At 55.5% G+C, this 24,502-nt stretch carries 25 protein-coding genes and 1 pseudogene; 15 read left to right on the forward strand and 11 right to left on the reverse strand.

The window, feature by feature from the left end; all coding sequences use genetic code 11:
• Position 1 precedes the first annotated feature (1 nt).
• From ACXAE6_RS14095 to sthA, 6 genes are read left to right on the forward strand one after another with little or no spacing between them, the layout of a single operon-like run.
• The gene (locus ACXAE6_RS14095; protein ID WP_392803747.1) at positions 2 to 661 is read left to right on the forward strand and encodes an NADH:ubiquinone reductase (Na(+)-transporting) subunit D; all 660 of its coding nucleotides are present in this window, start codon (positions 2 to 4) and stop codon (positions 659 to 661) included.
• Positions 662 to 1,270: an NADH:ubiquinone reductase (Na(+)-transporting) subunit E gene (gene nqrE, locus ACXAE6_RS14100; RefSeq protein WP_392803745.1), complete on the forward strand. Its 609-nt coding sequence runs from the start codon at positions 662 to 664 to the stop codon at positions 1,268 to 1,270. It begins immediately after the preceding gene.
• Between the two features lie 18 nt (positions 1,271 to 1,288).
• Positions 1,289 to 2,515, forward strand: a complete 1,227-nt coding sequence (gene nqrF, locus ACXAE6_RS14105; RefSeq protein WP_475149553.1) for an NADH:ubiquinone reductase (Na(+)-transporting) subunit F — start codon at positions 1,289 to 1,291, stop codon at positions 2,513 to 2,515.
• On the forward strand, positions 2,515 to 3,540 hold the full coding sequence (locus ACXAE6_RS14110) for an FAD:protein FMN transferase (protein ID WP_475149559.1): 1,026 nt from the start codon (positions 2,515 to 2,517) through the stop codon (positions 3,538 to 3,540). The genes nqrF and ACXAE6_RS14110 overlap by 1 nt, the downstream gene beginning before the upstream one ends.
• A gap of 43 nt (positions 3,541 to 3,583) precedes the next feature.
• Positions 3,584 to 3,820 (forward strand): (Na+)-NQR maturation NqrM, encoded by a 237-nt coding sequence (nqrM, locus tag ACXAE6_RS14115; RefSeq protein ID WP_108165378.1) that lies wholly within the window; start codon positions 3,584 to 3,586, stop codon positions 3,818 to 3,820.
• 23 nt (positions 3,821 to 3,843) lie between these two features.
• On the forward strand, positions 3,844 to 5,238 hold the full coding sequence (gene sthA / locus ACXAE6_RS14120) for a Si-specific NAD(P)(+) transhydrogenase (protein ID WP_475149565.1): 1,395 nt from the start codon (positions 3,844 to 3,846) through the stop codon (positions 5,236 to 5,238).
• Positions 5,239 to 5,307: 69 nt separating this feature from the next.
• Here the strand turns inward: sthA and ACXAE6_RS14125 are convergent, their stop codons facing one another.
• The 4 genes from ACXAE6_RS14125 to nhaB form a co-directional block, all read right to left on the reverse strand.
• Positions 5,308 to 6,168, reverse strand: a complete 861-nt coding sequence (locus tag ACXAE6_RS14125; protein ID WP_475149568.1) for a DNA replication terminus site-binding protein — start codon at positions 6,166 to 6,168, stop codon at positions 5,308 to 5,310.
• Between the two features lie 165 nt (positions 6,169 to 6,333).
• Positions 6,334 to 7,260: a transaldolase gene (tal, locus tag ACXAE6_RS14130; protein ID WP_475149572.1), complete on the reverse strand. Its 927-nt coding sequence runs from the start codon at positions 7,258 to 7,260 to the stop codon at positions 6,334 to 6,336.
• Between the two features lie 82 nt (positions 7,261 to 7,342).
• Complete coding sequence (gene dusA, locus ACXAE6_RS14135; RefSeq protein ID WP_475149576.1) at positions 7,343 to 8,338, reverse strand: tRNA dihydrouridine(20/20a) synthase DusA; 996 nt, start codon at positions 8,336 to 8,338, stop codon at positions 7,343 to 7,345.
• A 59-nt stretch (positions 8,339 to 8,397) separates the two neighbouring features.
• Entirely contained in the window at positions 8,398 to 9,912 is a 1,515-nt protein-coding gene (gene nhaB / locus ACXAE6_RS14140; protein WP_475149581.1) for a sodium/proton antiporter NhaB, read from the reverse strand.
• Positions 9,913 to 10,206: 294 nt separating this feature from the next.
• Here nhaB and ACXAE6_RS14145 point away from each other — a divergent pair, with 294 nt between their 5' ends.
• Positions 10,207 to 10,854, forward strand: a complete 648-nt coding sequence (locus tag ACXAE6_RS14145) for a multidrug transporter (RefSeq protein WP_475149586.1) — start codon at positions 10,207 to 10,209, stop codon at positions 10,852 to 10,854.
• Between the two features lie 2 nt (positions 10,855 to 10,856).
• Here the strand turns inward: ACXAE6_RS14145 and ACXAE6_RS14150 are convergent, their stop codons facing one another.
• On the reverse strand, positions 10,857 to 11,171 hold the full coding sequence (locus ACXAE6_RS14150; RefSeq protein WP_475149594.1) for an SCP2 sterol-binding domain-containing protein: 315 nt from the start codon (positions 11,169 to 11,171) through the stop codon (positions 10,857 to 10,859).
• 125 nt (positions 11,172 to 11,296) lie between these two features.
• On the opposite strand from ACXAE6_RS14150, the gene sohB reads away from it, so the two are divergent.
• Positions 11,297 to 12,298, forward strand: coding sequence for a protease SohB (gene sohB / locus ACXAE6_RS14155; RefSeq protein ID WP_475149599.1), 1,002 nt, complete (start codon positions 11,297 to 11,299; stop codon positions 12,296 to 12,298).
• 57 nt (positions 12,299 to 12,355) lie between these two features.
• Here the strand turns inward: sohB and ACXAE6_RS14160 are convergent, their stop codons facing one another.
• Positions 12,356 to 14,101, reverse strand: coding sequence for a lytic transglycosylase (locus tag ACXAE6_RS14160; RefSeq protein ID WP_475149604.1), 1,746 nt, complete (start codon positions 14,099 to 14,101; stop codon positions 12,356 to 12,358).
• 136 nt (positions 14,102 to 14,237) lie between these two features.
• On the opposite strand from ACXAE6_RS14160, the gene ACXAE6_RS14165 reads away from it, so the two are divergent.
• The 3 genes from ACXAE6_RS14165 to dnaQ are packed head-to-tail and all read left to right on the forward strand — an operon-like array spanning position 14,238 to position 16,216.
• Positions 14,238 to 15,029 carry a class I SAM-dependent methyltransferase gene (locus tag ACXAE6_RS14165; RefSeq protein ID WP_475149609.1) on the forward strand — a complete coding sequence of 264 codons (792 nt, stop codon included), beginning with the start codon at positions 14,238 to 14,240 and terminating at the stop codon, positions 15,027 to 15,029.
• Positions 15,022 to 15,468, forward strand: coding sequence for a ribonuclease HI (gene rnhA, locus ACXAE6_RS14170; protein WP_392803716.1), 447 nt, complete (start codon positions 15,022 to 15,024; stop codon positions 15,466 to 15,468). The genes ACXAE6_RS14165 and rnhA overlap by 8 nt, the downstream gene beginning before the upstream one ends.
• Position 15,469: 1 nt before the next feature.
• Positions 15,470 to 16,216, forward strand: coding sequence for a DNA polymerase III subunit epsilon (gene dnaQ / locus ACXAE6_RS14175; protein WP_475149614.1), 747 nt, complete (start codon positions 15,470 to 15,472; stop codon positions 16,214 to 16,216).
• 21 nt (positions 16,217 to 16,237) lie between these two features.
• Here the strand turns inward: dnaQ and lexA are convergent, their stop codons facing one another.
• Positions 16,238 to 16,846, reverse strand: coding sequence for a transcriptional repressor LexA (gene lexA, locus ACXAE6_RS14180; protein ID WP_475149618.1), 609 nt, complete (start codon positions 16,844 to 16,846; stop codon positions 16,238 to 16,240).
• A gap of 74 nt (positions 16,847 to 16,920) precedes the next feature.
• Between lexA and ACXAE6_RS14185 the strand changes: the two genes are divergently transcribed.
• Complete coding sequence (locus ACXAE6_RS14185) at positions 16,921 to 17,763, forward strand: alpha/beta hydrolase (RefSeq protein WP_475149621.1); 843 nt, start codon at positions 16,921 to 16,923, stop codon at positions 17,761 to 17,763.
• A 65-nt stretch (positions 17,764 to 17,828) separates the two neighbouring features.
• Here ACXAE6_RS14185 and ACXAE6_RS14190 read toward each other — a convergent pair whose 3' ends face one another.
• The gene (locus tag ACXAE6_RS14190) at positions 17,829 to 18,923 is read right to left on the reverse strand and encodes a 3-deoxy-7-phosphoheptulonate synthase (protein ID WP_392803708.1); all 1,095 of its coding nucleotides are present in this window, start codon (positions 18,921 to 18,923) and stop codon (positions 17,829 to 17,831) included.
• Between the two features lie 108 nt (positions 18,924 to 19,031).
• Here ACXAE6_RS14190 and ACXAE6_RS14195 point away from each other — a divergent pair, with 108 nt between their 5' ends.
• Positions 19,032 to 19,478, forward strand: coding sequence for a hypothetical protein (locus ACXAE6_RS14195; protein ID WP_475149624.1), 447 nt, complete (start codon positions 19,032 to 19,034; stop codon positions 19,476 to 19,478).
• Between the two features lie 5 nt (positions 19,479 to 19,483).
• Here ACXAE6_RS14195 and ACXAE6_RS14200 read toward each other — a convergent pair whose 3' ends face one another.
• Positions 19,484 to 20,245 carry a sulfite exporter TauE/SafE family protein gene (locus tag ACXAE6_RS14200; protein WP_475149627.1) on the reverse strand — a complete coding sequence of 254 codons (762 nt, stop codon included), beginning with the start codon at positions 20,243 to 20,245 and terminating at the stop codon, positions 19,484 to 19,486.
• 234 nt (positions 20,246 to 20,479) lie between these two features.
• On the opposite strand from ACXAE6_RS14200, the gene cysB reads away from it, so the two are divergent.
• Positions 20,480 to 21,454: an HTH-type transcriptional regulator CysB gene (gene cysB / locus ACXAE6_RS14205; RefSeq protein ID WP_108165360.1), complete on the forward strand. Its 975-nt coding sequence runs from the start codon at positions 20,480 to 20,482 to the stop codon at positions 21,452 to 21,454.
• A gap of 9 nt (positions 21,455 to 21,463) precedes the next feature.
• On the opposite strand, the pseudogene ACXAE6_RS14210 reads toward cysB, so the two are convergent.
• Positions 21,464 to 22,189, reverse strand: a pseudogene (locus ACXAE6_RS14210) (phosphoadenylyl-sulfate reductase); the annotation flags it as partial.
• Positions 22,190 to 22,428: 239 nt separating this feature from the next.
• Here ACXAE6_RS14210 and thrH point away from each other — a divergent pair.
• Positions 22,429 to 23,046, forward strand: a complete 618-nt coding sequence (gene thrH, locus ACXAE6_RS14215; protein WP_475149630.1) for a bifunctional phosphoserine phosphatase/homoserine phosphotransferase ThrH — start codon at positions 22,429 to 22,431, stop codon at positions 23,044 to 23,046.
• A 10-nt stretch (positions 23,047 to 23,056) separates the two neighbouring features.
• On the opposite strand, the gene pabB is transcribed toward thrH, so the two are convergent.
• Entirely contained in the window at positions 23,057 to 24,424 is a 1,368-nt protein-coding gene (gene pabB, locus ACXAE6_RS14220) for an aminodeoxychorismate synthase component I (RefSeq protein WP_475149635.1), read from the reverse strand.
• Between the last annotated feature and the right edge of the window lie 78 nt (positions 24,425 to 24,502).

Consider the following 24,502-nt stretch of genomic DNA (forward strand, 5'->3'; position numbering starts at 1 on the left):
CATGTCTGAAGCACGTAAGGTGTTAGTGACACCGATTTTCTCCGATAACCCCATTGCCCTGCAGATTCTGGGCATCTGTTCCGCGTTGGCGGTCACCACTGGTCTGAAAGTGACCGTAGTGATGTGTATCGCTTTGACGTTGGTAACGGCGTTTTCCAACCTGTTTATTTCCATGATTCGTAACCAGATTCCGGGCAGCATCCGCATCATCGTGCAGATGACGATTATTGCCTCGCTGGTGATCGTGGTGGACCAGGTGTTGAAAGCCTACGCCTACGACATCTCCAAACAGCTGTCGGTCTTCGTCGGTCTGATCATCACCAACTGTATCGTCATGGGTCGCGCCGAAGCTTACGCCATGCAGAACCCGCCGGGCCTGAGTTTCCTCGATGGTATTGGCAACGGCCTGGGTTACAGCGCGGTGCTGTTGTTCGTCGGCTTCCTGCGTGAGTTCTTCGGTTCTGGCAGTCTGTTTGGCTTCCAGGTACTGCAGACCGTCAACCAGGGTGGCTGGTACGTTCCTAACGGCTTGATGCTGCTGGCGCCCAGTGCGTTCTTTATTATTGGTGGTTTTATCTGGATTCTGCGTACCCGAGATCGCTCTCAGATCGAAGACAATGAATTCAGTATGAAAGCGCACGTTAAGAAGGAGGCGGTGTAAATGGAAGCCTTGTTGAGTCTGTTTATTCGTGCCGTTTTCGTGGAAAACATGGCACTGGCCTTCTTCCTGGGTATGTGTACTTTCCTGGCGATTTCCAAGAAGGTGTCGGCGGCCATCGGTCTGGGTATTGCGGTCATCGTGGTGCAAACCATCACGGTACCGGTTAACAACCTCATCCTGAATTATGTACTGGCTGAAGGTGCACTGAGCTGGGCTGGCTTCCCGGAAGCTAACCTGGAATTCCTGGGTTACCTCAGCTACATCGGCGTTATTGCCGCCATCGTCCAGATTCTGGAAATGGTGCTCGATAAGTACTTCCCGGCGCTGTACAACGCCCTGGGTGTATTCCTGCCGTTGATTACCGTGAACTGCGCCATCATGGGTGCTTCCTTGTTTATGGTGGAGCGGGATTACAACTTCAGCGAATCTGTGGTTTACGGCATTGGCGCAGGCGCCGGTTGGGCGTTGGCGATCGTTGCTCTGGCGGGTATTCGCGAGAAGCTTAAGTACAGCGACGTTCCGGCTGGATTGCGCGGCCTGGGCATCACCTTCGTAACCGTTGGTCTGATGTCTCTGGGCTTTATGTCGTTCTCCGGTGTTTCTCTGTAAAGGCTGAGGATTGAATCGATGAGTACAGAAATTATTTTGGGTGTGGTGCTTTTCACCCTGATCGTTCTGGCACTGGTCGCCGTCATTCTGTCGGCCCGGGCCAAGCTGGTAAGCACCGGCGATGTAAAAATTGAAATCAACGAAGATCCTGATAAGGCCATCACCGTTCAGGCCGGCAGCAAGCTGCTGGGCACGCTGGCCAATCAGGGCATCTTCCTGTCGTCTGCCTGTGGTGGCGGCGGTACCTGCGCTCAGTGCAAATGTAAGGTTGTCGACGGTGGTGGCGCTGCGCTGCCGACCGAAGAGACGCATTTCACTAAGGGTGAGCTGCGCGAAGGCTGGCGTTTATCTTGCCAGGTCGCGGTTAAGCAGGACATGAAAATTGAGGTCGATCCGGAATTCTTCGGCGTTAAACGCTGGGAATGCACGGTCGAATCCAACCCCAACGTGGCGACCTTTATCAAGGAATTGACCTTGAAATTGCCGGAAGGCGAAGACGTCGATTTCCGCGCTGGTGGTTACGTTCAGCTGGAAGTTCCGCCGCACGAAGTGCACTACAAAGACTTCGATATCGAGAAGGAATTCCACGGCGACTGGGACAAGTTCAACATCTGGCAGTACAGCTCCAAGGTGACTGAGACCGTCACCCGCGCATACTCCATGGCGAACTACCCGGAAGAGAAGGGCATTGTTAAGTTCAATATCCGTATCGCCACACCGCCGCCGGGAACCAACCACCCGCCGGGTCAGATGTCCTCTTATGTGTTCAGCTTGAAGCCGGGCGATAAGATTTCCGTATTCGGTCCCTTCGGTGAATTCTTCGCCAAGGACACCGATGCTGAGATGGTCTTTATCGGTGGTGGTGCTGGCATGGCGCCGATGCGCTCGCACATTTTCGACCAGCTCAAGCGTCTGCATTCCGATCGTAAGATCAGCTTCTGGTACGGTGCACGCAGCTGGCGTGAAGCTTTCTACGTTGAAGATTTCGATGGCCTGGCCAAAGAGAACGACAACTTCGAATGGCATCTGGCGCTGTCTGATCCGCTGCCTGAGGACAACTGGGATGGCTACACCGGCTTTATCCATAACGTTCTCTACGAGCAGTATCTGAAGGATCACGAAGCACCGGAAGACGTTGAGTACTACATGTGTGGACCACCGATGATGAACGCTTCGGTGATCAAGATGTTGGAAGACCTGGGTGTGGAACCGGAAAACATCATGCTGGATGACTTCGGCGGTTGATGCGGTTTTTTCATCTCAGTTGCAGCCTGGCGCTGGTTGTTTCAACCGCGCTCTTGGCTGCCTGCGGCGACCGAGAGGTCGCCGTTCGTACTTTAGCCGGTTACAGCATGGGCACCAGTTACAGCGTTAAGCTGGTGACCACTGTCCGTGAAGCCGAGCGTTTGGATGGCACGGTGCGTTCTCGTCTGGAGGCGGTGAACCAGTCGATGTCGACCTATCTGCCGCGTTCGGACGTATCGCGTTTCAACGAGGCTGAAGTGGGTGACTGGATTGAAGTTTCACCATTGACCACTGAAGTGGTCGCGCTGGCACTGGAAATCGCCGAAGCCAGCGATGGTGCGTTCGATCCGACCATAGCGCCCTTGGTCGATCTCTGGGGTTTTGGTCCGCAGCCAAGGCCGGATCAGGTGCCGTCACAGCCGCAGATTGATGCGCTGCTGGGTCAGGTTGGCTGGTCGGCCATCGAAGTAGACGAAGCGAGCCATCGACTGCGCAAGCAAGCACCGCGCGAACTCGATTTATCCGGCATCGCCAAAGGCTTTGCTGTTGACCAGGTGGCCGATGCACTGGCGCAAGCCGGGGTCGATGCCTACCTTGTAGAGGTCGGCGGTGAGTTGCGCTTTGCCGGTACCAAGCCCGGTGGCGATCCCTGGCGTGTGGGTATTGAAACACCAGACAGTGGCGCACGCAGCGCTTATCGCATTCTCGAGGTAACTGAGGGTGCGATGGCCACCAGCGGTGACTATCGCAACTATTATGAAGAAGCGGGGGTGCGTTACTCCCACACTCTGGACCCGAGTAACGGACGACCCATTCACCATTCATTGGTGTCGGTTACCGTCCTGGCTGACGATTGTGCCTTGAGTGACGCCTTCGCCACCGCCATGTTGGTAAAAGGCGCACCGGCTGCGCGTGAACTGGCGCAACAGCAAGGTCTGGCAGTGATGCTGATTGAACGGTCCGACTCAGGTTTTGCCGCCTGGCAGTCGGAGCGCTTTGCCGAACTTTATGGTTCGGCGTCCTGACAACTGAACTATTGACGCCCGCAGGGCGAAGGAGAGGTGCACCATGGCAACCTTTCTGGCCGTACTGGCCTTTATGTTGATTGTAGTGGCGGCGATGTCCGTCGGTGTGATGTTCGGCCGTCAGCCGATCAAAGGTTCCTGTGGTGGCATGGCGGCCATCGGCATGGAATCGGAGTGCGATGTGTGTGGTGGCGATAAAAGCCGCTGCGATTCAGACACACCCTTAACGCGGCGCGCCAAGAAGAAAGCGGCTGATCTGGCCGTGGATGCAACCCGCTGAATCGATTCTGGGAGTAATGGCAGTTGACCGAGACGCAGTATGATCTGGTAATCATCGGCAGTGGACCTTCTGGCGAAGGCGCTGCGATGAACGCCGCCAAAGCCGGCCGCAAAGTGGCTGTTATCGATATGCGCCAACGCGTGGGTGGCAACTGCACTCACCAGGGCACCATTCCTTCCAAGGCGTTGCGTCATGCGGTGCATCAGGTGATGCAATTTAACCGCAACCCCATGTTCCGACATATTTCGGAACAGAAATGGCTGTCTTACAGCCAGGTGCGTGAAACCGCCCAGCGGGTGATCGACAAGCAAGTCGCCATGCGCGCGCGTTTTTACAGCCGCAATGGCATCGATCTGTATTACGGTGTCGCCAGCTTTGTCGACAACCATTCCATTCAGGTGGATCAGGGCGATGAACAAGCCGATGTGCTGACGGCGAAAGAGTTTATCATCGCCACCGGTTCGCGTCCCTGGCGTCCGCCGGCAGTGGATTTCAGTCATCCGCGCATCTTCGACAGCGACACCATTTTGAATTCCACCGAAACACCGCGCCATATTGTGATTTACGGTGCTGGTGTGATCGGCAGTGAGTACGCCTCCATATTCAATGGTCTGGGCTGTAAGGTCGATCTGATCAACCCTGGCGGTCGTTTGCTGGCCTTTATGGACGATGAAATTTCCGACGCATTGAGTTATCACCTGCGTGGTCATGGCGTGCTGGTACGCCATAACGAGACCTTTCAGTCGGTCGAAGCTTTCGATGATCACATCGTACTGGCGCTTGAATCGGGCAAGAAGATCAAAGCCGATGCCTTTATGTGGGCCAACGGCCGCAGCGGTAATACCGACACCCTGAACCTGGATGCGGTCGGTCTGGAGGCTAACCGTCGTGGCCAGTTGGAAGTTGATGAGCATTACCGCACCTCGGTAGAGAACATCTACGCAGCCGGCGATGTAGTCGGCTGGCCGAGCCTGGCCAGCGCTGCTTACGACCAGGGTCGCAGCGCCTCTGGTGTGATCGTGCAGAATAATACCTACCGTCATATCAACGATGTGCCGACCGGTATTTACACCATTCCGGAAATTTCCTCTGTCGGTTTGACCGAAGGTGAACTGACCGACGCCAAGGTGCCTTACGAAGTCGGCAAGGCTTACTTCAAAGACATCGCCCGGGCGCAAATTACCGGCGAAGACGTCGGTGTGTTGAAGTTGTTGTTCCATCGCGAAACGCTGGAGTTGCTGGGCATTCATTGCTTTGGTGACCAGGCGGCAGAAATTTTGCACATTGGTCAGGCGATCATGGCGCAGAAGAACGGCGGCAACACCATTCGTTATTTTATCGAGCACACCTTCAACTATCCGACCATGGCCGAAGCCTATCGGGTAGCGGCGCTTAATGGTTTGAACCGGATATTCTGATCTGCCTGTAGCGCAAAAGCCGGCTTGGTGCCGGCTTTTTTGTACGCGCTGCTAATCACTGGCGTGCGCTTAATAAGTTCTGTGCTTGGGCTGTCGATAGCGATGCACTCTTATCGACGGCAACCAGGGTTCGTCTTCCAACTTGTTGTCGCTGCGCACCAGACGATGGCGTTCGTGCGGCGGTGTCTCGGGTGGAATGGAGAAGTCCGGCAATTCGTTGATGCCCTGGCTGGGAAATAACAGCGGCAACGAGACGTTCATCGATTTACGGCGGCCATCGGCAAACACCAGGTTAGCGCGCAACACCGGCGCCTGCCGTTGTACCCGCGCCAGCGGTTCGCTATCGGGCAGGGTGGCCAGGCGTTCCATTTGAATGCGGATATGGGCCGCTTCGGTGTTTAACTTGGTCAGACGTTCCCAGGCTTCAGCCTTGGTGATGCGGGCAATGGAACGACCGCTGCTGTACCAGCTGAAACCGACTCTATCCGGCCGTTTAACCACCAGCGGCAGATGGCGGAAGACCTGTTTTAAATGCAATCGAGCCAGACCTTCACGGCCGAGCGAATCGTTCAAACTCTGGTAGCGACGCGCCAAGCGTCCCTGAATTTCGCGCCAGGCGATGTTGTCGGCTTCTTTCAGCGCGTGTACTACTTTGCGGAACTGATCCTTGGCCAGATTGACCTCGGCGGCCAGGGTGATTTGTTCGCGGTTGAGAGCGATCAGACCCGGATAAATCCGCGTTTCACGACCGTCCTGTTCTTCCTGATACCACAGATCCAGCAACAGATCTTCGAGATCGGGCGCGCGTACTGACCCCGCCCAAGGCGCGATCCAGTGAGCGCTGTCGTATTGATTAACCGACTTGGCAAAGGCGGCGATGGCGCGGCGCATATGCTCGAACTGATCGAAGAGGCGGGTTTCGCTGTCCATTTATACCGTTATCTCTTGTGGCGTTACGCTAGTTTAGCGGTTTGTGTCGGAGTCGCCAAGGCTGGACGGGTGGCTGCGAGTTGGTGGGAGTGGTATCGGGGAAGTGTTGGCAGGAGGGTCGAAAAGAGCAGGGCAACACACTGCGTCGCCCTGGCGATCAGGAAATCAGGAAGCGCGTGAGCGGATCAGTTCTTCCATCTTGACCTGGTCTTCGATGAACTTGCGAATGCCTTCGGCCAGTTTTTCAGTGGCCATCGGGTTGTTGTTCATGCCCAGGCGGAAGTCGGGTTCGCTAATGGCTGGCGTTTGGTCATCGCTGCCACCACCGGCGTTCAACGCGCGTTTCAACTCGCCTTTGTCCTGGCTCAGTTCTTCCAGCAAGGCCGGGCTGATGGTCAGGCGGTCACAACCGGCCAGCGCTTCGATTTCACCGGTGTTGCGGAAGCTGGCACCCATGACGATGGTTTTGTAGCCATTGGCTTTGTAGTGCTCGTAGATCTCGCGTACCGAAACCACGCCCGGGTCGGTCTCAGCGGTGTAGTCTTCGCCGGTCGATGCTTTATACCAGTCGAGAATACGGCCGACGAAAGGCGAGATCAGCGTGGCGTTGGCGTCGGCGCAGGCCTGGGCCTGTTCCATGCCGAACAGCAGTGTCATGTTGCAGTTGATGCCCTCTTGTTCCAGCACACGAGCAGCCTGAATGCCTTCCCAGGTGGAGGCAATCTTGATCAGGATGCGGTCGCGGCTCCAACCATCGGCTTCGTACAGCTCGATCAGGCGGCGTGCTTTGGTCAGGGTGGCGTCGGTGTCGAACGACAGGCGGGCATCGACTTCGGTAGAAACGTAGCCCGGTACTTCTTTGAGAATTTCCTGGCCGATGGAGGTCAGGATGCGGTCGATGCCGTCATCGAAGTTATCGGCCTTGGCCATGCAGCGATCAATCAGGTCGTCGTAATGGCCACCCTGGATAGCTTTGAGTACCAAAGACGGGTTGGTAGTCGCATCTTGCGGCTTGAACTTGCGGATCGATTCGAGCTCGCCGGTATCAGCGACGATGACGGTGAACTCTTTGAGTTGTTCGAGTTTGTTCATAGCGACTCTCTGTGCTTTACCTGTGTTGTCTAAGTTGCGTGCACCCCGTTGATGATCAACCGGGCCGATGATGAGTTCGTGCTCAGGCGCTTAGAGCCTGGACATCCAGCAGTTGCACTTGATGCAACGCCTGGCGGATCAGTTCCGGGCTGGCGTCGGGCCGGTGCATGCCTTCACTGAGTTGGCGCCGGAAACGACGCGCGCCGACCTGTCCTTGAAACAGTCCCAGACTATGGCGCGCCAGATATTTCAGCGGCGTGCCTTGGGCATATTGATGTTCAATCCAGTCCAGGTAGCGATCGGCGACGTCCTGTTGAGTCTGACACAGCGCTGCTTCGCTGTAGTAGATAGGGTCGACATCCTGGAGTATCAACGGGTTCTGGTAGGCTTCGCGGCCAAGCATGACGCCATCGAGACCATCGGCGATCAGTTGCTGCGCCGTCTGATGGTCTTTGATGCCGCCGTTAATAACGATATTCAGCTGCGGAAAATCGGCCTTTAACTGCTTGACGCGATCATAATCCAGCGGTGGGATTTCGCGGTTCTCCTTGGGGCTGAGACCGTTCAGAATCGCCTTGCGGGCGTGCACAATAAAGGTATCGCAACCGGACTCGGCGGTGGTGCCGACAAAGTCCCGCAAGAAGGCATAGTCGTCGAAATCGTCGATGCCGATGCGATGTTTGAGAGTGATCGGAATGTCGACCGCATCGAGCATCGCCGCCAGACCATCGCGCACTAGCCCAGCGTGGCCCATCAGCACCGCGCCGATCATACCGTTCTGCACCCGATCGGACGGACAGCCAGCGTTGAGGTTGACCTCGTCATAACCCCAGTCTTTAGCCAGCTTGGCGCACTGTGCCAGATCGGCCGGCTCGCTGCCGCCGAGTTGCAACGCCAGGGGGTGTTCGCTGACATCAAAGCGCAGAAAGCGTTCGGTATTGCCGTGAATCAGCGCGCCAGTAGTCACCATTTCGGTGTAGAGCAGGGCACGCCGGGTCAGCAGTCGGTGAAACTGACGGCACTCGGACGTGGTCCAGTCCATCATGGGGGCGACGCTGAAAGGATGTGGGTAGGCCAAAGCGGTCTCCGCGAATTGGAATCGGAGGGGCGCAAGCCCCTCTTAATTCGGGTGCCGAATTATAACCAAAAAGTCACTGCCAGATAACCCAGCGTAGACATCACGATGGTGTACGGCAGCGCCATGATCACCATGCGTCCGTAAGACAGGCGAATCAGCGGCGCGATGGCGGAGGTCAGCAGGAACAGAAACGCTGCCTGGCCATTAGGTGTAGCAACAGACGGCAGGTTGGTGCCGGTGTTGATGGCCACGGTCAGCAGGTTGAAGTGCTCCAGATCGATGGCGCCGCTTTCCAGCGCGGACTTCACTTCGTTGATATAAACGGTCGCCACGAAGACGTTGTCACTGATCGCCGACAACAAACCATTGGCCACGAAGAACATGCCCGGCTGAATGGCTTCGGGCAGGCTCAGTACCAGTGTGATAATCGGTGTAAAGAGGTGCTGGCTGTGAATCACGGCGACGATGGTGAAAAACACCACCAGCAGGGCGGTGAAAGGCAGTGCTTCTTCGAAGGCTTTGCCCAGTTGATGCTCGTCGGTAATGCCGTTCAAGGCGGTCAGCAATACGATCACGCTTAAACCGATCAAGCCAACTTCGGCCAGATGCAGGGCGAGACCAGCGATCAACCAGACCGCCGCCAACGCCTGGACAATCAATTTAGTGACATCACGACGCGTGCGCTTGCTCTGCTGGTGGGTTTCATAGTCGGTCAGGATGGTACGCACCGATGCCGGCAGACGCGCGCCGTAGCCGAACCAGCGCAGCTTTTCGAGCAGCACGCAGGTGGTCAAACCTGCAAATAATACCGGCATGGTGACCGGTGCCATGCGCATAAAGAATTCACCGAATTGCCAACCGGCGATGTGGGCAATCAACAGGTTTTGCGGTTCGCCCACCAAAGTGCAAACGCCACCCAGAGCAGTACCCACAGCGCCGTGCATCAACAACGAACGCAGGAAGGCGCGGAACTCGTTTAAGTCCTGACGGTGCAGGTCTTCTACTGAGTCGTCTTCGTTGTGGTTATGTTCGTTTTGCTGGAAGGGTTTGCCGGAAGCGACTTTGTGGTAAACGCTGTAGAAGCCGACCGCAACGCTGATCAAAACCGCAGTGACCGTCAGCGCATCGAGAAAGGCTGACAAAAACGCAGCTGCCGAACAGAACATCAACGACAACAGCGACTTCGAGCGGATGCCCAGCAGCAATTTCGTGAAGGTGAACAGCAGCAGATCCTTCATGAAATAAATGCCGGCGACCATAAACATCAGCAGCAGAATCACCGGGAAGTTCGTCGCCGCTTCGTGGTAGACAACTTCCGGGTTAGTCAAACCGATGAGAACCGATTCCAGCGCCAGCAGGCCGCCCGGTTGTAACGGGTAGCATTTCAGCGCCATAGCCAGGGTGAAAATAAACTCGCCGATCAACAGCCAGCCAACCACGTGCGGGCCAGCGTCGCCGAGTGCCCACAGCAGAATGGGGTTGATGATCAGAAAACCGACAATGGTTTGTTTGTACCAGGTCGGGCTGTTGCCCAGAAAGTTGGCAACGATGGACTGAGTGTAGGTGGTGCTCATTGTGTGCTCATTGGAAAGGGGAAAGCGGTTGGGAGCCCGTCGTGCTGGGACGTCGTTCTCCCGAAAAATGGGCGCTTAAACTACTCGTTTTTGCCGATTTTTCAAGCGATTAGCGGGAATAACTGAGAATCTTGCCGGCCATAAACGGTGCTTTTCTTGGCTCTGTGACTGTGGAAGACTGAACGGCGTTATCTCAGGCGCTGTTGTGCCTCTCTAAACCGACTAGAGTGTATCGCTAAGCTCGGGCTTTTCGGTTCAATCGGACCCCATCGCAAAGGTGTAAGAGGGAAGCATATGACCTACTGGCCGTTACTGTTGATTCTGTTTCCGGTGTGCATGCTGCTGCTGTTTCTGGCCGTGCGCTTGTTGTTTCGTGGCGGCTGGGTGGGCGGTTTTTTCCGCGGCCTGATTGGTATTGGCAGCCTGCTGATTATCGTTGTGCTCGGTTATCTGGTCGTCGATCTGGCGGCTTACCGGGCCTTACGCGCCGAAACCACCATTGCCAGCCTGTCGTTTCAGCAACTGGACGACCAGCGTTATCAGGTTGAACTGACGCCCACCGATGCTGATGCCAGCCAAAGCTTTGAACTGACCGGCGATGAATGGCAGATCGATGCACGCATTCTCACCTGGACCGGCCCGTTAACGGTTTTGGGGATGGAGCCGGTGTTTCGCCTGGAGCGGCTGTCCGGTCGTTACCGTGATTTGGCGCAGGAGCGCAGTGCCGTTCGTCGGGTGCATTCGCTGGAAAATGATCGCTGGTTAAGCATGCGGCAGTTTGAACCCTTCCTGCCTTGGGTCGATGCGCGTTTTGGTAGCGCGGCTTATTTACCGATGGTCGATGGTGGGGTCTTTGAAGTGGCGTTGACGTCGCGGGGGTTGATCGCCCGGCCGGTCAACGAACCGGCGCGGGCAGCGGTGGGCAGCTGGAGTTCTGAATAGAATCAGAGTGAGAACAGATCCGACAGACGGGTTGCCAGCATCATGTCCCCTTCGGTGCGCAACCGGCCGGCCATAAAGGCCTGCATGCCATTCAGCTCACCCTCGGCAATCTCGTTGAGGGTATCGGCGTCCATCAGCAGGGTTACGCTGGGATCGTCGTGCTCACCTTCACCCAATTGGCACTGGCCGTTGTTAACGATCAGGTGGTAGGTTGCGTCGTCTTCGATGGCAAATTGGAAAACTTCATCCATATCGCCCGCTGCGTCTGCGTTAAACCGTGAATGGATGGTATTGAAGAGTTCAGCCGTCGTAGCCATCTAAGGTCTCCTGTACATGGGCTTGGTAACTTCGGCATTGTAGGAGCCGCCCATGGTGAAATCAAACATCTGTTTGAAACGAAAGTTTGAAGCCGATAACAGTCAATATAGCAAGGAGCCACAGCGTGTGGAGTGATTACTGGTTGTTCTTATTGAAAGCCCTGACGGTGGCCCTGGTCATCATCCTGATCATCGGCGCCATTGCCCGCAATGCGCGCTCAGGGCAGGCGGGAGGTCACAAAGGCCGGTTGATCGTGCGCAAGCTGAACGAGCGTTTCCGCCGCCAGGCCGATGCCATTCGTCACCAGGTGTTCGATAAAAAAGCGCTCAAGGCTCACCAGAAAGAAGAGAAGGCGCGCCATAAGGCGGACAAGGGCAAAACGCCGGAGCGCGTTTGGGTACTGAACTTCAAAGGCGATATTCAGGCGTCGCAGGTTGCTTCGCTGCGTGAGGAAATCAGCGCGTTGCTGGCCGTTGCCAAGGCGGGCGAGGAAGTGGTGCTGGTGCTGGAAAGTCCCGGTGGCGCGGTCAGCGGTTATGGCCTGGCGGCGTCGCAACTGATGCGCATCCGCGATGCCGGCTTGAAGTTGACTGTCTGCGTCGACAAGGTCGCCGCCAGTGGTGGCTATATGATGGCCTGTATTGCTGATCGCATTATGGCTGCGCCTTTTGCCATCGTCGGTTCCATTGGTGTATTGGCGCAGGTGCCCAACGTTCACAACCTGCTGAAAAAGCACAATGTCGATGTTGAGGTGTTAACCGCCGGCAAACACAAAGCGCCGCTGACGCTGATGGGTGAGAAAACTGAAGCCGGCCGGCAGAAATTTCTCGATGATCTGGAGGCCATTCATCGCCGCTTTAAAGGCCTGGTCGGTCGCTTCCGCCCGCAACTGGAGCTCGACAAAGTCACCGAAGGCGACTTCTGGTTGGCCGAAGACGCACTGGAGCTGCAACTGATCGACGAGATTGGCACCAGTGACGACTACCTGAAAAAACTGGTCGATGACAAAGAACTGGTCTCAGTCACCTGGAAGCCGCAACGCCATCTGAATGTGAAGGTGCGCACCGCTGCCTCGGCCGCGACGGAAGGTTTTTTTGAGCGCTTGTCGCAGCGGATATTGCCGTAATTAAGCAATAAAAAAGCCGGCAGTTGCCGGCTTTTTTATTGGGCTGCGACCCGTGCATTAATTAATGCGGGTTACGTCCACATAGAGGGTGAGGCGTTGACCCGGTTGGATATAGGGTTGGTCGATGCTGTTCCAGCGTTCGATGTCGGTAACACGGACATTAAAGCGGTTGGCGATGCGCGACAGTGAATCACCGGAGCGCACCACATAACCAACCCGACGTACCACTTCACGGTTAGTCGGTACGTTGGTGCGGGCGTTGCTGGAATCCAGCCAGATGGCGAGCGTCTGGCCCGGGCGCAAGACATCGCGCGGTGCCATATTATTCCAGCGCGCCAAGTTGCCGACGCTGACGCCGTATTCGCGGGAAATATCCCAGAAGGTATCACCGCCGCGCACCACATAGTTAACGCGGGTGCGATTGCTGCCGGCCAGCGCATTTTGGGTGCGAGCCAGACGCTGACTGGCGCTCATTGAGTAGTCGCTGGAGCTGGCGGAGGCGATGGGGATCATCAACGCATCGCCGGCGCGAATCAGGCTGCCGGACAGGTCGTTGGCGTCGCGCAGCATTTCCACTGTGACATTAAAGCGACCGGCAATAGTGAGCAGCGAATCACCCGGTTTGATGGTATAGCGCTGCCAGGTCATGCGCGATTCCGGCGGCAGTTCAGCCAGTTTCTGGCGGAAGCCTTCGGCTTTATCGACGTAAACCAGCAAACGGTGCGGACCGTCCGGGTTGGTGGCCCATTGGTTGTAGCCGGGGTTGAGCAGGTACAGATCGCTCAGGTCCATATCGGCCAGTTGGGCGGCTTGTGCCAGGTCGATCTGACCACCGACTTCTACCACGGCGAAGTAGGGTTGAGTGCTGACCACGGGCAATTCGATGCCATAGACTTCCGGCGAGTGAATCAGTTTGGCCAGGGCGAACATCTTGGGCACGTAGGCTTCGGTTTCGCGCGGCAGGTTCAGATGCCAGAAATCGGTGGGCCGGCCGGCGGCTTCGTTACGACGCACGGCGCGCAAAACGGTGCCGGGGCCGGAGTTGTAGGCGGCCAGGGCGAGCAGCCAGTCACCGTCGAACATCTGGTTCAGGCGATCGAGATAATCCAGCGCGGCGCGGGTAGAGTCGACGACATCGCGACGACCGTCATACCACCAGTCCTGTTTCAGGCCGTACATCCGGCCGGTGGAAGGAATAAACTGCCACATGCCCGCGGCGCTGCCATGCGAATAGGCAAATGGATCGAAGGCGCTTTCGACGATGGGCAGCAAGGCCAGGTCGAGCGGCATATCACGCGCTTGTAATTCTTCGACGATGAAATAGAGATAACGACCGGCACGATCACTGACCCGATTGATATAGCTTTGGTGTCGGGCATACCAGCGCAGTTGCGCCATGATGCGCGGATTGTCGAGCGTCACGTCGAATTCGAAGCCGCGGCGCAGGGTTTGGTAGAGGTCGTCAGGGTAGTGCGAGAAGGGGTCGTATACAGCGCGGGCGCGGGCATTTTCTGCGCTCAGGTCCGGCTGGTGGGCGAAGATGTCGTCGGTGACCAGCAAGGTGGCAACCAGCGGATCGTAAACCGGATCCGAAAACGGCATGCTCAACGGTGGCCGCGGCATGATGGCCGGATAGCCCGCATCCAGATCGATACCGGCGGTACGCACGGTTTGCTCGATGGGAATGCTGGTGCCGAACCAGGATTGGGGAATGCTTGAAAGGGAAGACCCGCCCAAGGTACTGCAGCCGCTAACCAGTATGCTGGCCAGGGCCGTTGGAAACAGATAACGATTTAAAAGCATGCAAGGGTCGCTTGGGTTTTGAAGCCGGTTTCGGTTTGGGCGATAATTCTATGTTGGTGATGGGGGTGTCGCAAGTGGACGGTCTTGTGCCTGATGTTCATCGGCGCTTCCTTGAACGATTTATTGCGAGGGTGTTTTGAATAACCAGATTGGTCAGCGCTTCAAACACCTGCTTCGTGCCGGGCCTCCGCATGTTGCCTCTCAGGAGGTTGCGCTTTCAAATTGGTATCGCTCTGCTTTGGGTCAGCGCCTGATCGAAACCGAGCGAGAACTGGTTGCGCGGGGGTTGGCTGGCCGTTTCGGTTCTCATCTGTTGCAACTCGACAGCGGTTTGCACGAGCCACTTTTCGAGCAACGTCTGTTTGGCTGTGGCACCATCGTCAGCCAATTGGATAACCGCGCACCTTGCCCGGTGGTGCGGGCCGATGCCGAAGCCTTGCCCTTCGAGCCGGAAAGCATTGATGCGTTGGTGATGCACCATACGCTCGATCAATGCGAAAACCCTTATCAGGCAGTGCGTGAGGCAGCCCAGGTGTTGCGTCCGGGTGGGTTGTTGGTGATCGTCGGCTTTAATCCGTTCAGTGCCTGGGGGGCTCGGGCGATGCTCAGTCGGGCTCAGTCCGGGGTGTGGCGCTCGCGTTTTATTCGCAGTGGTCGTGTCGCTGACTGGATGCAACTGCTCGATTTCGAAATGGAGCGCCAGGAGAAACATCTGTTTATCCCGCCATACCGCCGTCCGGAGTGGCTGGGGCGGTTAGGTTTTTTGAGTCGCGTACAGCGACGTTTATTGCCGGTCTCCGGTGCAGTCTACCTCTTGGTGGGTTGCAAACAGGTGGCGGGACGAATCAACGGTCGGCCGCGCTGGCGCGCCCGGCCGGTACTAAAATCCGGCCTTACAAGCCGGACGATAAGGAATCAATATGAGTGACGCTGTCACCCTTTATACCGATGGCGCCTGCCGCGGCAATCCTGGCCCGGGTGGTTGGGGCGTGTTGATGCGCTCGGGCAAGCACGAAAAATCACTGCATGGTGGCGAACGCGATACCACTAACAATCGTATGGAGCTGATGGCCGCCATCGCTGGTTTGGAATCGCTGAAGCGGCGTTGCCAGGTGGATCTGTACACCGATTCCCAATATGTGCGCAAAGGTATCACCGAGTGGATTCATGGCTGGAAACGTAATGGCTGGAAAACCGCCAGCAAGCAGCCGGTGAAGAATAAAGACCTGTGGCAGCGTTTGGATGAGCAGATCGGCAAGCACGAGGTGCAGTGGCATTGGGTAAAAGGCCACGCTGGTAACGAAGGAAACGAACGTGCCGATGCGCTGGCTAATCAGGGCGTCGACGACATTATTAAGCGAGGTTGATATGCGACAGATTGTACTGGATACGGAAACCACCGGTCTGAGCCCCAACAAGGGCGATCGCATCGTCGAAGTTGGGTGTGTCGAACTGGTCGGCCGTAAACATACTGGCCGGCACTTTCACTACTACATCAACCCGGAGCGCGACATTCCCGATGAAGTGGTAGCGGTTCACGGCATTAATAATGAGAAGGTTAAGGATGCGCCCAAGTTCCGCGATATTGCTGACGACTTCTGGCAGTTTGTCGCCGGTGCTGAATTAGTCATCCATAACGCCGCCTTCGATATGGGCTTCCTGCAAATGGAGTTCGATCGACTGGCTGCCGAGGGCGACAGCCGCTTCGGTCGGTTGGACAGTCATTGCACCGTGCTCGATACGCTGATGCTGGCGCGTGAAAAACATCCGGGAGCCAAGGCTTCCCTGGATGCGTTGTGCAAACGCTATGATATCGATAACAGCCACCGTACACTGCACGGCGCTTTGCTTGACTCAGAGATTCTCGCCGACGTTTATCTGATGATGACTGGCGGCCAGACGGCGTTGATTCTGGATGAAGAACCCCAGTCCAATAATGACGAAGTGAGTTTTGACGCCAGTGCGGTAATGGCGGCTGGAGAGCGCTTGGTCGTTATTGAACCTACGGCCGCAGAGCGCGAAGCGCATCAACAGATGCTGGCGATGATTGAGAAGAAATCCGGCGCCGCGCCCCTGTGGAATAGCTCGAATGAGCCGGGAGCGCGACCGGAGTGATGCGTTTGCCGGGCGGTGCTCTTAGTGCAGCGTCCGGCGAATAACGCCGACGTAGAGACCTTCGATGGCAAAGTCGTCCTGTTCCAGGTCGACCTTAATCGGATCAAAGTCGGTATTTTCCGGGTAGAGCGTTACAATGCCGCCCTCGCGTTCATAGCGTTTGACGGTGACATCTTCACCAACTCGGGCAACAACAATATCGCCATTGCGGGCTTGATCGGTCTTGTGAACCGCGATTAGATCGTCTTCCAGTATGCCGATGTCTTTCATACTGAGCCCCTGTACCTGAAGCAAATAATCGGCTTTGGGGTTGAACAGACCGGTGGGAATTTCGATGAATTCCTCAATCTGTTCCTGAGCCAGAATGGGGGAACCGGCAGCAACACGACCGACGACGGGAATGCCGGCTTCAGCTTCGGACTCCGGCAGTCGGATACCACGTGAGGCACCGGAGACCATCTCTATAGCCCCTTTACGGGCCAGGGCTTTGAGGTGTTCTTCCGCCGCATTGGGGGATTTAAAACCGAGCCGTTGGGCGATTTCCGCCCGGGTCGGTGGGTAGCCGGTGGCGCCAAGGTGCTCTTTAATGATATCCAGCACCTCTTGTTGACGAGCGGTCAGTTTCAGCATAGTGTCGCCCTGTTTTTTTATACAGTAGCTGTGATTATATACAGGCTACGCTCACTGTAAAGGACTCTAAAGGCTTGAAAAGTAGCAGTGAACTTTTCCCGGTGGCTTTGGCCAGTGCGGAATTCAAAGAAGGCGTCTACGAAGATGTCTATTCCCTGAAACCAAACAACAGCACCGACAAAACCGTCGAGATCGCACTGGTGCGTCTGCATCAGGAAAAAGTGACCAAGGCGTTGCCGCTATTGTTGGTTCACGATGCGTTCTACAACCACTGGCAGTGGTTGGATTATGGTGTTGGCGGTACTGCTGGTGAGTTGGTACGTCAAGGTTACGATGTCTGGTTATTGGATTGGCGGGGCCATGGTTTGTCATCGCGCAACCAACGACCGCAAACCAATACGCTGGACATTATGGCTGAGTATGATCTGCCATCTGTGTTCGCGTTTATTGAAGAACGCTGTGGCCACAAACCAGCCGTTATTGCTCGCGGTATGGGCTGTGAGTTGATCAGCCGAACTCTGGCCTACGGTGAGACGCTGCCGGAGCTGTTGTTCGTTAATTCCCACCAGTTACCGCCACGTCGCCTTTATTGGTTGCCCGGAGCCAAGTTGATTCAGCGTATTCGTCTGCTTAAAAGCGCCTGGGTAAAAGGGCCGGGCGAAGAAATGGAAGTGCGGCAGTTGTTTCGCCAATTGCTGAAAAAAGGGGGTTGGTTTGGTGGTTGGAAGACCACTGGCGGCCAGGCCATTCGTCCATCGCTGGATGCCCACCAGGACGTCACGCGTTGGGTATTTGAGCCGGGTCGTACTCCTTCCTGGTTAAAGCGCATTCGAGTGGCAGAAGATCATCGCAGCGAAGCCCGGGTGGTCGATTTTGATTGGGCGGCCTTGCTGCCCAAGGCCTCGGAGCCGGCCTGAAGCCAATGTTCGAGCAATAAAAAAGGGTAGCCATAGTGGCTACCCTTTTTTGTGCCAACTGGTTATTAGCCGGCTTTTATGTTGGTGACATTCTTGCTGATACGACGCGGCAGTGCGTCTTTTAGTTTGTCGCGCATCGACAGCAGTAATTGCTCTGTTGTTGACCAGCTGATGCAAGCATCGGTCACCGAAACACCCGGCTTCAGGTCGGCCAGGTTCTCAGGGATTTTCTGATTGCCGGCTTCCAGATTGCTCTCAATCATCAGACCGATAATGGACTGGTTACCTTCCAGTATCTGGTTGGTGATGTTGTCAGCCACCAGCGGTTGCAGGTTGTGGTCTTTATTGGAGTTGGCATGCGAACAATCGACCATGATGTTGGTCGGCACTCCGGCCTGACGCAGGCTTTCTTCACACAGCGAGACGCTGACTGAATCGTAGTTGGGTTTGCCATTGCCACCGCGCAACACCACATGACCGTAGCGATTACCACGGGTATGGATAATCGCTACCTGGCCTTCGTGGTTGATACCCAGGAAACGGTGTGGCGACGACACTGAATTCAGGGCATTAATAGCAACGTCAAGGCTACCATCGGTACCGTTCTTAAAACCGACCGCAGAGGACAGGCCGCTGGCCATTTCGCGGTGAGTCTGGCTCTCGGTGGTACGCGCGCCGACGGCAGACCAACTGATCAGATCCTGAAGATACTGGGGTGAAATCGGGTCCAGCGCTTCTGTGGCTGTCGGCAAGCCGATCTCAGCGATATCCAGCAACAGCTTGCGACCGATGTGCAGCCCGTCTTCAATCTTGAAGGAGTCGTTCAGATAGGGGTCGTTGATCAAACCTTTCCAACCGGTAGTGGTTCTCGGTTTTTCGAAATAAACACGCATCACCAGCAGTAAGCTATCCTGAACTTTCTCATTAAGCGCTTTTAAACGCCGCGCATATTCCAGCGCTTGTTCGGGATCATGAATAGAGCAGGGGCCGATAACGACAATAATACGATGATCGTCGCGATCCAGGATGCGCCGTACCGCTTCGCGGCCGGCATCAATAACGGCGTGGGCGCTGTCGGAAACAGGAAGGTCGGCCTTTAACGCCTCTGGCGTAATCAGAATTTCCTGGCTTTCGACGTTCAGATTGGTTAACTGTTGCATGGTTTGCGAGCGGCTCTTCTAAGTGAGGCTTTTTGGGGTCGTCTTCACAGGCAAAGATGATAGGGAAGTAAATAAACGAATACAAGCCGTAAACAAAGGGTTACACATATGAGTAGCAAGGGCGCAGTCAAAGAAAGTAGCGCAGCGGGCCAAATTGCCAAATGGGCATTGGTGCTGGCCTTTATTTTGGCCCTGGGCATCGCATTGGATGAATTCACCGCCAATACCGGCGATGGTGAATATCGTCTTTCCATTTGGGACCGTATTACCGGTAAGGAACCACCAAAACAAGGACGCGCGGAGGTGAGTGTGCAATTGGCACAGGAACTCTGCCGTCAGCAGGTTCGGCAAAGTTTGGGCGAAATGTTCATTCGGGCGCATTTCGATAACCGGTCTTCCCGGTACAACCAAGAACTTAAAGTTCACACCATCTTTCTGGATCTCGAAGTGACGTCTGGTGAATCGGGTGTTTACGGCCGTTGCGATGTCTCGGCGGTCGACCGTCGAATCCTGGAGTATCGCGTCAAGGGTTGGAGTAACCCCTTCTGGCGTTAATGGGTTCAAAAGACGGCATATTTCAGGCCTAGCAGCAACAGCGCGGTTGCCAGTAACGGATGCATAATCCGGGCGGGCAATCGCGCTGATAGCGATGTGCCGATATAAATTGCCGGTAAAGACCCCAAAATCAACGCCGCCAGTAACGCAAAATCAACATTCCCCAGAAACAGATGCACCAGGCCTGCTGTCAGTGTCAGCGGCACGGCGTGAGCAATGTCTGTTCCGACGATTTCCTTCGGCATCAGCATCGGAAACAGCACCATTAATACGGCGGTGCCAATAGCGCCAGCGCCGACCGAACTGAGCGTTACCAGAAACCCCAGAACGACACCGACCAACCAGATCAGTATGGGATGATGGACTTGTTGCCTCGAATGCAGACGGCGGGACAGGCGGTTGCGAAAAATCAGCACCGCAGCGGTGGTGACCAGCATGACACCCAAGGTGGTTTGCAGAATCGAGGCGTAATGTTCAGGCTGGCGGAAAAAGAAAAACAGCATCAGACCTGTTAGTGCCGCTGCCGGTAGGCTACCCGCGGCCATCAGAGCGACGATTGGCCAGCGCACATGACCACGACGATGATGGGCCACCATGCCACCGCTTTTGGTGATGGCGGCGTACCAAAGATCGGTGCCGATAGCGATGTGCGCGGGGAAGCCGAACATCAGCAGCAGGGGCGTCATCAGGGCGCCACCACCGACGCCGGTCAGGCCGATTATCAGGCCGACGGCGGCTCCGGACAGACTATAGAAAAGGATTTCCATACTGACTAAATCGTCATAGAGTACTGGTGTTGCTAAACCTATCGGTTATTAAGTATTCTTAAAAAGAATAATTGATCATACTTATATAACTTTACTGTTCTATCGCCCAGCACTGAAATTGACAGTAAGAAGAGTGCGGTAACGCACCGGATCCGATGTCGCTGTATTCAGTAATCGACAAGGACAAACAGGCAGAACTGCGCAAAGCGGTGATTGCTGCGAAACGGGGAAACCATGAAGCTGCAACAGCTCAAATATATCTGGGAAGTCGCACATCATGATCTCAATGTGTCGGCGACAGCCCAAGTGCTCTACACCTCCCAACCGGGTATCAGTAAGCAGATCAGATTGCTGGAAGATGAACTGGGCATCGAGATTTTTGCTCGTTCCGGCAAACATCTGACGCGCATTACACCGGCCGGTGAAGCGGTGTTGAAAGTTGCTGGCGAAGTGCTGCGCAAAGTCGACTCCATCAAGCAGATTGCCCAGGAATTCAGTAACGATCAGCAGGGTAATCTCAGCCTCGCCACCACTCATACGCAAGCGCGTTATGCGCTGCCTTCAGTGATCGACGACTTTATTCACGAGTTTCCCAATGTGGCCTTGCACATGCATCAGGGAACCCCGGTGCAGATTGCCGAAATGGCTGCCGATGGCACCGTCGATCTGGCCATCGCCACCGAAGGCATGGAGCACTTTGCCGACCTGGTGATGATGCCTTGCTACCGCTGGAACCGTTCTATCGTCGTGCCGAAAAACCATCCGCTGGCACAGAAAAGTCAGCTGACGCTGGAAGATGTTGCTGCTCATCCCATCGTTACTTATGTGTTCGGCTTTACCGGTCGTTCCAAGCTGGATGACGCCTTCGTCAATAAAGGCTTAACACCAAAAGTAGTCTTTACCGCAGCCGATGCAGACGTAATTAAAACCTACGTTCGTTTGGGATTGGGCGTGGGCATTCTGGCGCATATGGCGATCGATCCAGAGCAGGACAGAGATCTGGTCAGTCTGGATGCCAGCCACCTGTTTGAACCCAGTGTGACCAAGATCGGTATCCGCAAAGGCACCTTTATTCGCGGCTTTATGTATCGCTTTATTGAGCGTTTTGCGCCGCATTTGAATCGGGATCTGGTCGATCGCGCCATGGCGACGCATAGCCGCCATGAGCTGGACGATCTGTTTCAGAACATCACCTTTCCAACCTACTAAAACGACGGACTAAAGGCTGGGGGCTTTCAGGTTCCCAGCGTGCAGTCCGCATTCTTTTTGCGTCGATTCTTCCCACCACCAGCGGCCTTCGCGTTCGTGCTGGCCGGGTAATACTGGTCGTGTGCACGGCTCGCAACCGATACTGACGAACCCTTGCTGATGTAAGTCATTATAAGGAATTTCCATCAGCCGGATGTAATCCCAGACTTCCTTGGAACTCCAGTTTGCCAGTGGATTGTATTTGTACAACGCCTCGCCGCGGCCTTGGAAACTGCCATCCAATTGCACGCTGGGGACTTCAGAACGCGTACTCGGGCTTTGGTCGCGGCGTTGGCCGGTAATCCAGGCATCCAGGCCACTCAAGGCACGGCGCAGTGGTTCGATCTTGCGTATGCCACAGCATTCTTCGTGACCGTCCTGATAAAAACTGAACAGGCCTTTTTCCCGAACCAGGGTTTGCACCGCTTCCGCTTGCGGGCTGAACACTTCGATATCTATGTTGTAGTGGTTGCGCACGCGCTCAATAAAGGCGTAGGTCTGGGGATGCAGCCGTCCGGTATCGAGGGTGAAGACCTTGGGCGTATCGGTCAGTTTGCTCAGCATATCGACCAAAACGACATCTTCTGCGCCGCTGAAGGAAACCGCCAGATATTCATGTTCGCTCAGGGCGCGCTTAACGATTTCTCGCGGTGACAGGCCGGATAATTCCAGGTTCAACTCGGTCAGGTTCATTAGGTCACGGTCTTTTTGAAGGTGGCGCTAGATTAGCAGCCTCGAACTCGGACGAAAAATAGCTGCAACTCATAAAGTTATTACCTAAGCGTTGCGATCAGGTTTCCCGGTTCAGGGCGCCGGACATTTTTTGATCAGCTCGCTACAGTATCAAGACAGTGCTGCATAAACTGCCGTTGCCAACTTTGAGGCTGCGTTCTAGTGTATCGGCCATTCTCAACAAGCGACTCAAGGAAACTGCCGTGGAACTGGCCTGCCTGGATCTGGAAGGGGTGTTGATACCGGAAATCTGGATTGCCTTTGCTGAGCAAACCGGTATTGAAGAACTGAAAGCCACCACTCGTGATATTCCCGACTATGACGTCCTGATGCGTCAGCGTCTGGCCATTTTGGAACAGCATGAGCTGGGACTGAATGAAATCCAGGCGGTTATTTCGCAGTTGGCTCCGCTCGATGGTGCAGCCGATTTTGTGGGTTGGTTACGCGAGCGGTTTCAGGTGGTTATTTTGTCGGATACCTTCTACGAATTCGCCCAACCGTTGATGCGTCAGCTCGGGTTTCCCACGCTGTTTTGTCATCGATTGGAAGTGGCCGAGAATGGCCGCGTAGTGGATTATCACCTGCGTCAGAAAGATCCCAAGCGTGCTTCAATTCGCGCCTTTCACAGTCTGAATTATCGCTGCATCGCCGCTGGTGATTCCTATAACGATACCACCATGCTGGCTGAGGCTGACGCCGGTATTCTTTATAATGCCCCGGATAACGTCATTGCCGAGTTCCCGCAATTTCCGTCTGTGCGAGGTTATGACGAATTGCGCCAGGCTTTCTTAAGCGCCAGCAATCGCGACTTAATGCTCTAAGCTCCCGCCTTTAATCCGCTTCAATGCACCCCAGGGTTTCGAGTAATTGTCGAACCTTGGTGGCGCTTTCGGCGTATTCGCTGTCGGCATCGCTGTCGGCGACAATGCCTCCGCCACCGGCGCAGTTTAAGGTTTGGCCACGACGCACCACTGAACGGATCAGGATGTTGCTGTCGAGGTAACCGTCGTCGCTGAACCAGAACGCCGAACCGCAATAACTCGCCCGAGACGCCAGCTCTAATTCATCGATAATTTGCATGGCGCGACGTTTGGGCGCGCCAGTGATCGAACCGCCAGGAAAAGCATCGAGCAGCGCTTTTAACGGGCTGGTCTGCGGTTGTAGCTGCGCCGTCACGGTGCTGACCAGATGGTGCACATTGGAGTAGGACATCAATTCAAACAAGCGAGGCACCTGAACCGAACCCGGTTGGGCGTTGCGCGCTAGATCGTTGCGCAACAGGTCGACAATCATCAGGTTTTCGGCGCGATCCTTGGTACTGTTTAGCAGCGCCTGAGCCTGTTCATGATCACTTTGACTGTCTTTACCGCGCGGACGCGTACCCTTAATCGGCTGGGTAACGATGGCGCCGTCATCGATGGTTAAAAAGCGTTCTGGCGACACACTCAGCAGGCTGTGATCGGTAGCCCGGTGATACACCGAAAACGGCGCGGGCACTTGTTCGATAAGTTTCTGATAGAGCGTCCAGTCGTCAATGTCGGCAGGGCATTCGGCCTGCCATTGGCGGGTTAAATTGGCCTGGTAAACATCGCCATCGAGAATGTGCTGCTGCAGTTGTTCAAAACGTTGCTGGTACTGCGCTCGCGACATCATTGAACGCCATTGCAACGCAACGGACGAGCCTGCCGCGGTTTTTTTTAGTTCGGGTGTTATGGTTTGCAAGGTTTCCAGGCGTGCGACGATTTCAGCCGGGCAGTCGGGGTGAATCAACAGCCAGGTTTTCATTTGCTGATGGTCGAGCACCAGACTCCAGTCATAGCGATCGACGCTGGCCAGGCATTGTTCGGCGCTGTGTCGGCTACTGATCTGCTGTGATTCAAAACCGGCGTCGTAATCAAAGTGACCGGCAAGTCCCGAGGCGAAGGGTAGGTCGGGTGCGCCACCGTGACGACGATATTGGTTTAAAAAGACACTGAAGTCTTGGATGGTGAGCTGGTCAATCTGCTCAGCACGACGGCGTTCAACCTGGCCATGACCGAGATATCGAAAGCGTTCAGACGGCCAGGCGGAACACCACTCCCAGCGGTGTTGTTGCGGGTCGGCCCGGCCGGAATGAAACCAGATAGCGCCGGTTTCATTGGCAATATACTGAAACCAGGGTCGGGCGCTGGCGGCGTATGGAAGTTCAATGCGTTGCAAGGTAAGAATCCGCGTCGGCCGATCGGTTGGGTCAGGGTTGAAAGGCTGGTCAGCGCCGGAGAGACCCGGCGCTTGCTA

It is taken from the genome of Saccharospirillum sp. ABV4_185 (genome assembly GCF_056159245.1).

Excerpts from the sequence above, each read along its gene's own strand:
- ACXAE6_RS14095 (WP_392803747.1), top strand. The coding sequence starts at position 2 with ATGTCTGAAGCACGTAAGGTGTTAGTGACACCGATTTTCTCCGATAAC.
- nqrE (WP_392803745.1), top strand. The coding sequence starts at position 662 with ATGGAAGCCTTGTTGAGTCTGTTTATTCGTGCCGTTTTCGTGGAAAAC.
- nqrF (WP_475149553.1), top strand. The coding sequence starts at position 1,289 with ATGAGTACAGAAATTATTTTGGGTGTGGTGCTTTTCACCCTGATCGTT.
- ACXAE6_RS14110 (WP_475149559.1), top strand. The coding sequence starts at position 2,515 with ATGCGGTTTTTTCATCTCAGTTGCAGCCTGGCGCTGGTTGTTTCAACC.
- nqrM (WP_108165378.1), top strand. The coding sequence starts at position 3,584 with ATGGCAACCTTTCTGGCCGTACTGGCCTTTATGTTGATTGTAGTGGCG.
- ACXAE6_RS14125 (WP_475149568.1), bottom strand. The coding sequence starts at position 6,168 with ATGGACAGCGAAACCCGCCTCTTCGATCAGTTCGAGCATATGCGCCGC.
- tal (WP_475149572.1), bottom strand. The coding sequence starts at position 7,260 with ATGAACAAACTCGAACAACTCAAAGAGTTCACCGTCATCGTCGCTGAT.
- nhaB (WP_475149581.1), bottom strand. The coding sequence starts at position 9,912 with ATGAGCACCACCTACACTCAGTCCATCGTTGCCAACTTTCTGGGCAAC.
- ACXAE6_RS14145 (WP_475149586.1), top strand. The coding sequence starts at position 10,207 with ATGACCTACTGGCCGTTACTGTTGATTCTGTTTCCGGTGTGCATGCTG.
- ACXAE6_RS14150 (WP_475149594.1), bottom strand. The coding sequence starts at position 11,171 with ATGGCTACGACGGCTGAACTCTTCAATACCATCCATTCACGGTTTAAC.
- ACXAE6_RS14160 (WP_475149604.1), bottom strand. The coding sequence starts at position 14,101 with ATGCTTTTAAATCGTTATCTGTTTCCAACGGCCCTGGCCAGCATACTG.
- rnhA (WP_392803716.1), top strand. The coding sequence starts at position 15,022 with ATGAGTGACGCTGTCACCCTTTATACCGATGGCGCCTGCCGCGGCAAT.
- dnaQ (WP_475149614.1), top strand. The coding sequence starts at position 15,470 with ATGCGACAGATTGTACTGGATACGGAAACCACCGGTCTGAGCCCCAAC.
- lexA (WP_475149618.1), bottom strand. The coding sequence starts at position 16,846 with ATGCTGAAACTGACCGCTCGTCAACAAGAGGTGCTGGATATCATTAAA.
- ACXAE6_RS14190 (WP_392803708.1), bottom strand. The coding sequence starts at position 18,923 with ATGCAACAGTTAACCAATCTGAACGTCGAAAGCCAGGAAATTCTGATT.
- ACXAE6_RS14195 (WP_475149624.1), top strand. The coding sequence starts at position 19,032 with ATGAGTAGCAAGGGCGCAGTCAAAGAAAGTAGCGCAGCGGGCCAAATT.
- ACXAE6_RS14200 (WP_475149627.1), bottom strand. The coding sequence starts at position 20,245 with ATGGAAATCCTTTTCTATAGTCTGTCCGGAGCCGCCGTCGGCCTGATA.
- cysB (WP_108165360.1), top strand. The coding sequence starts at position 20,480 with ATGAAGCTGCAACAGCTCAAATATATCTGGGAAGTCGCACATCATGAT.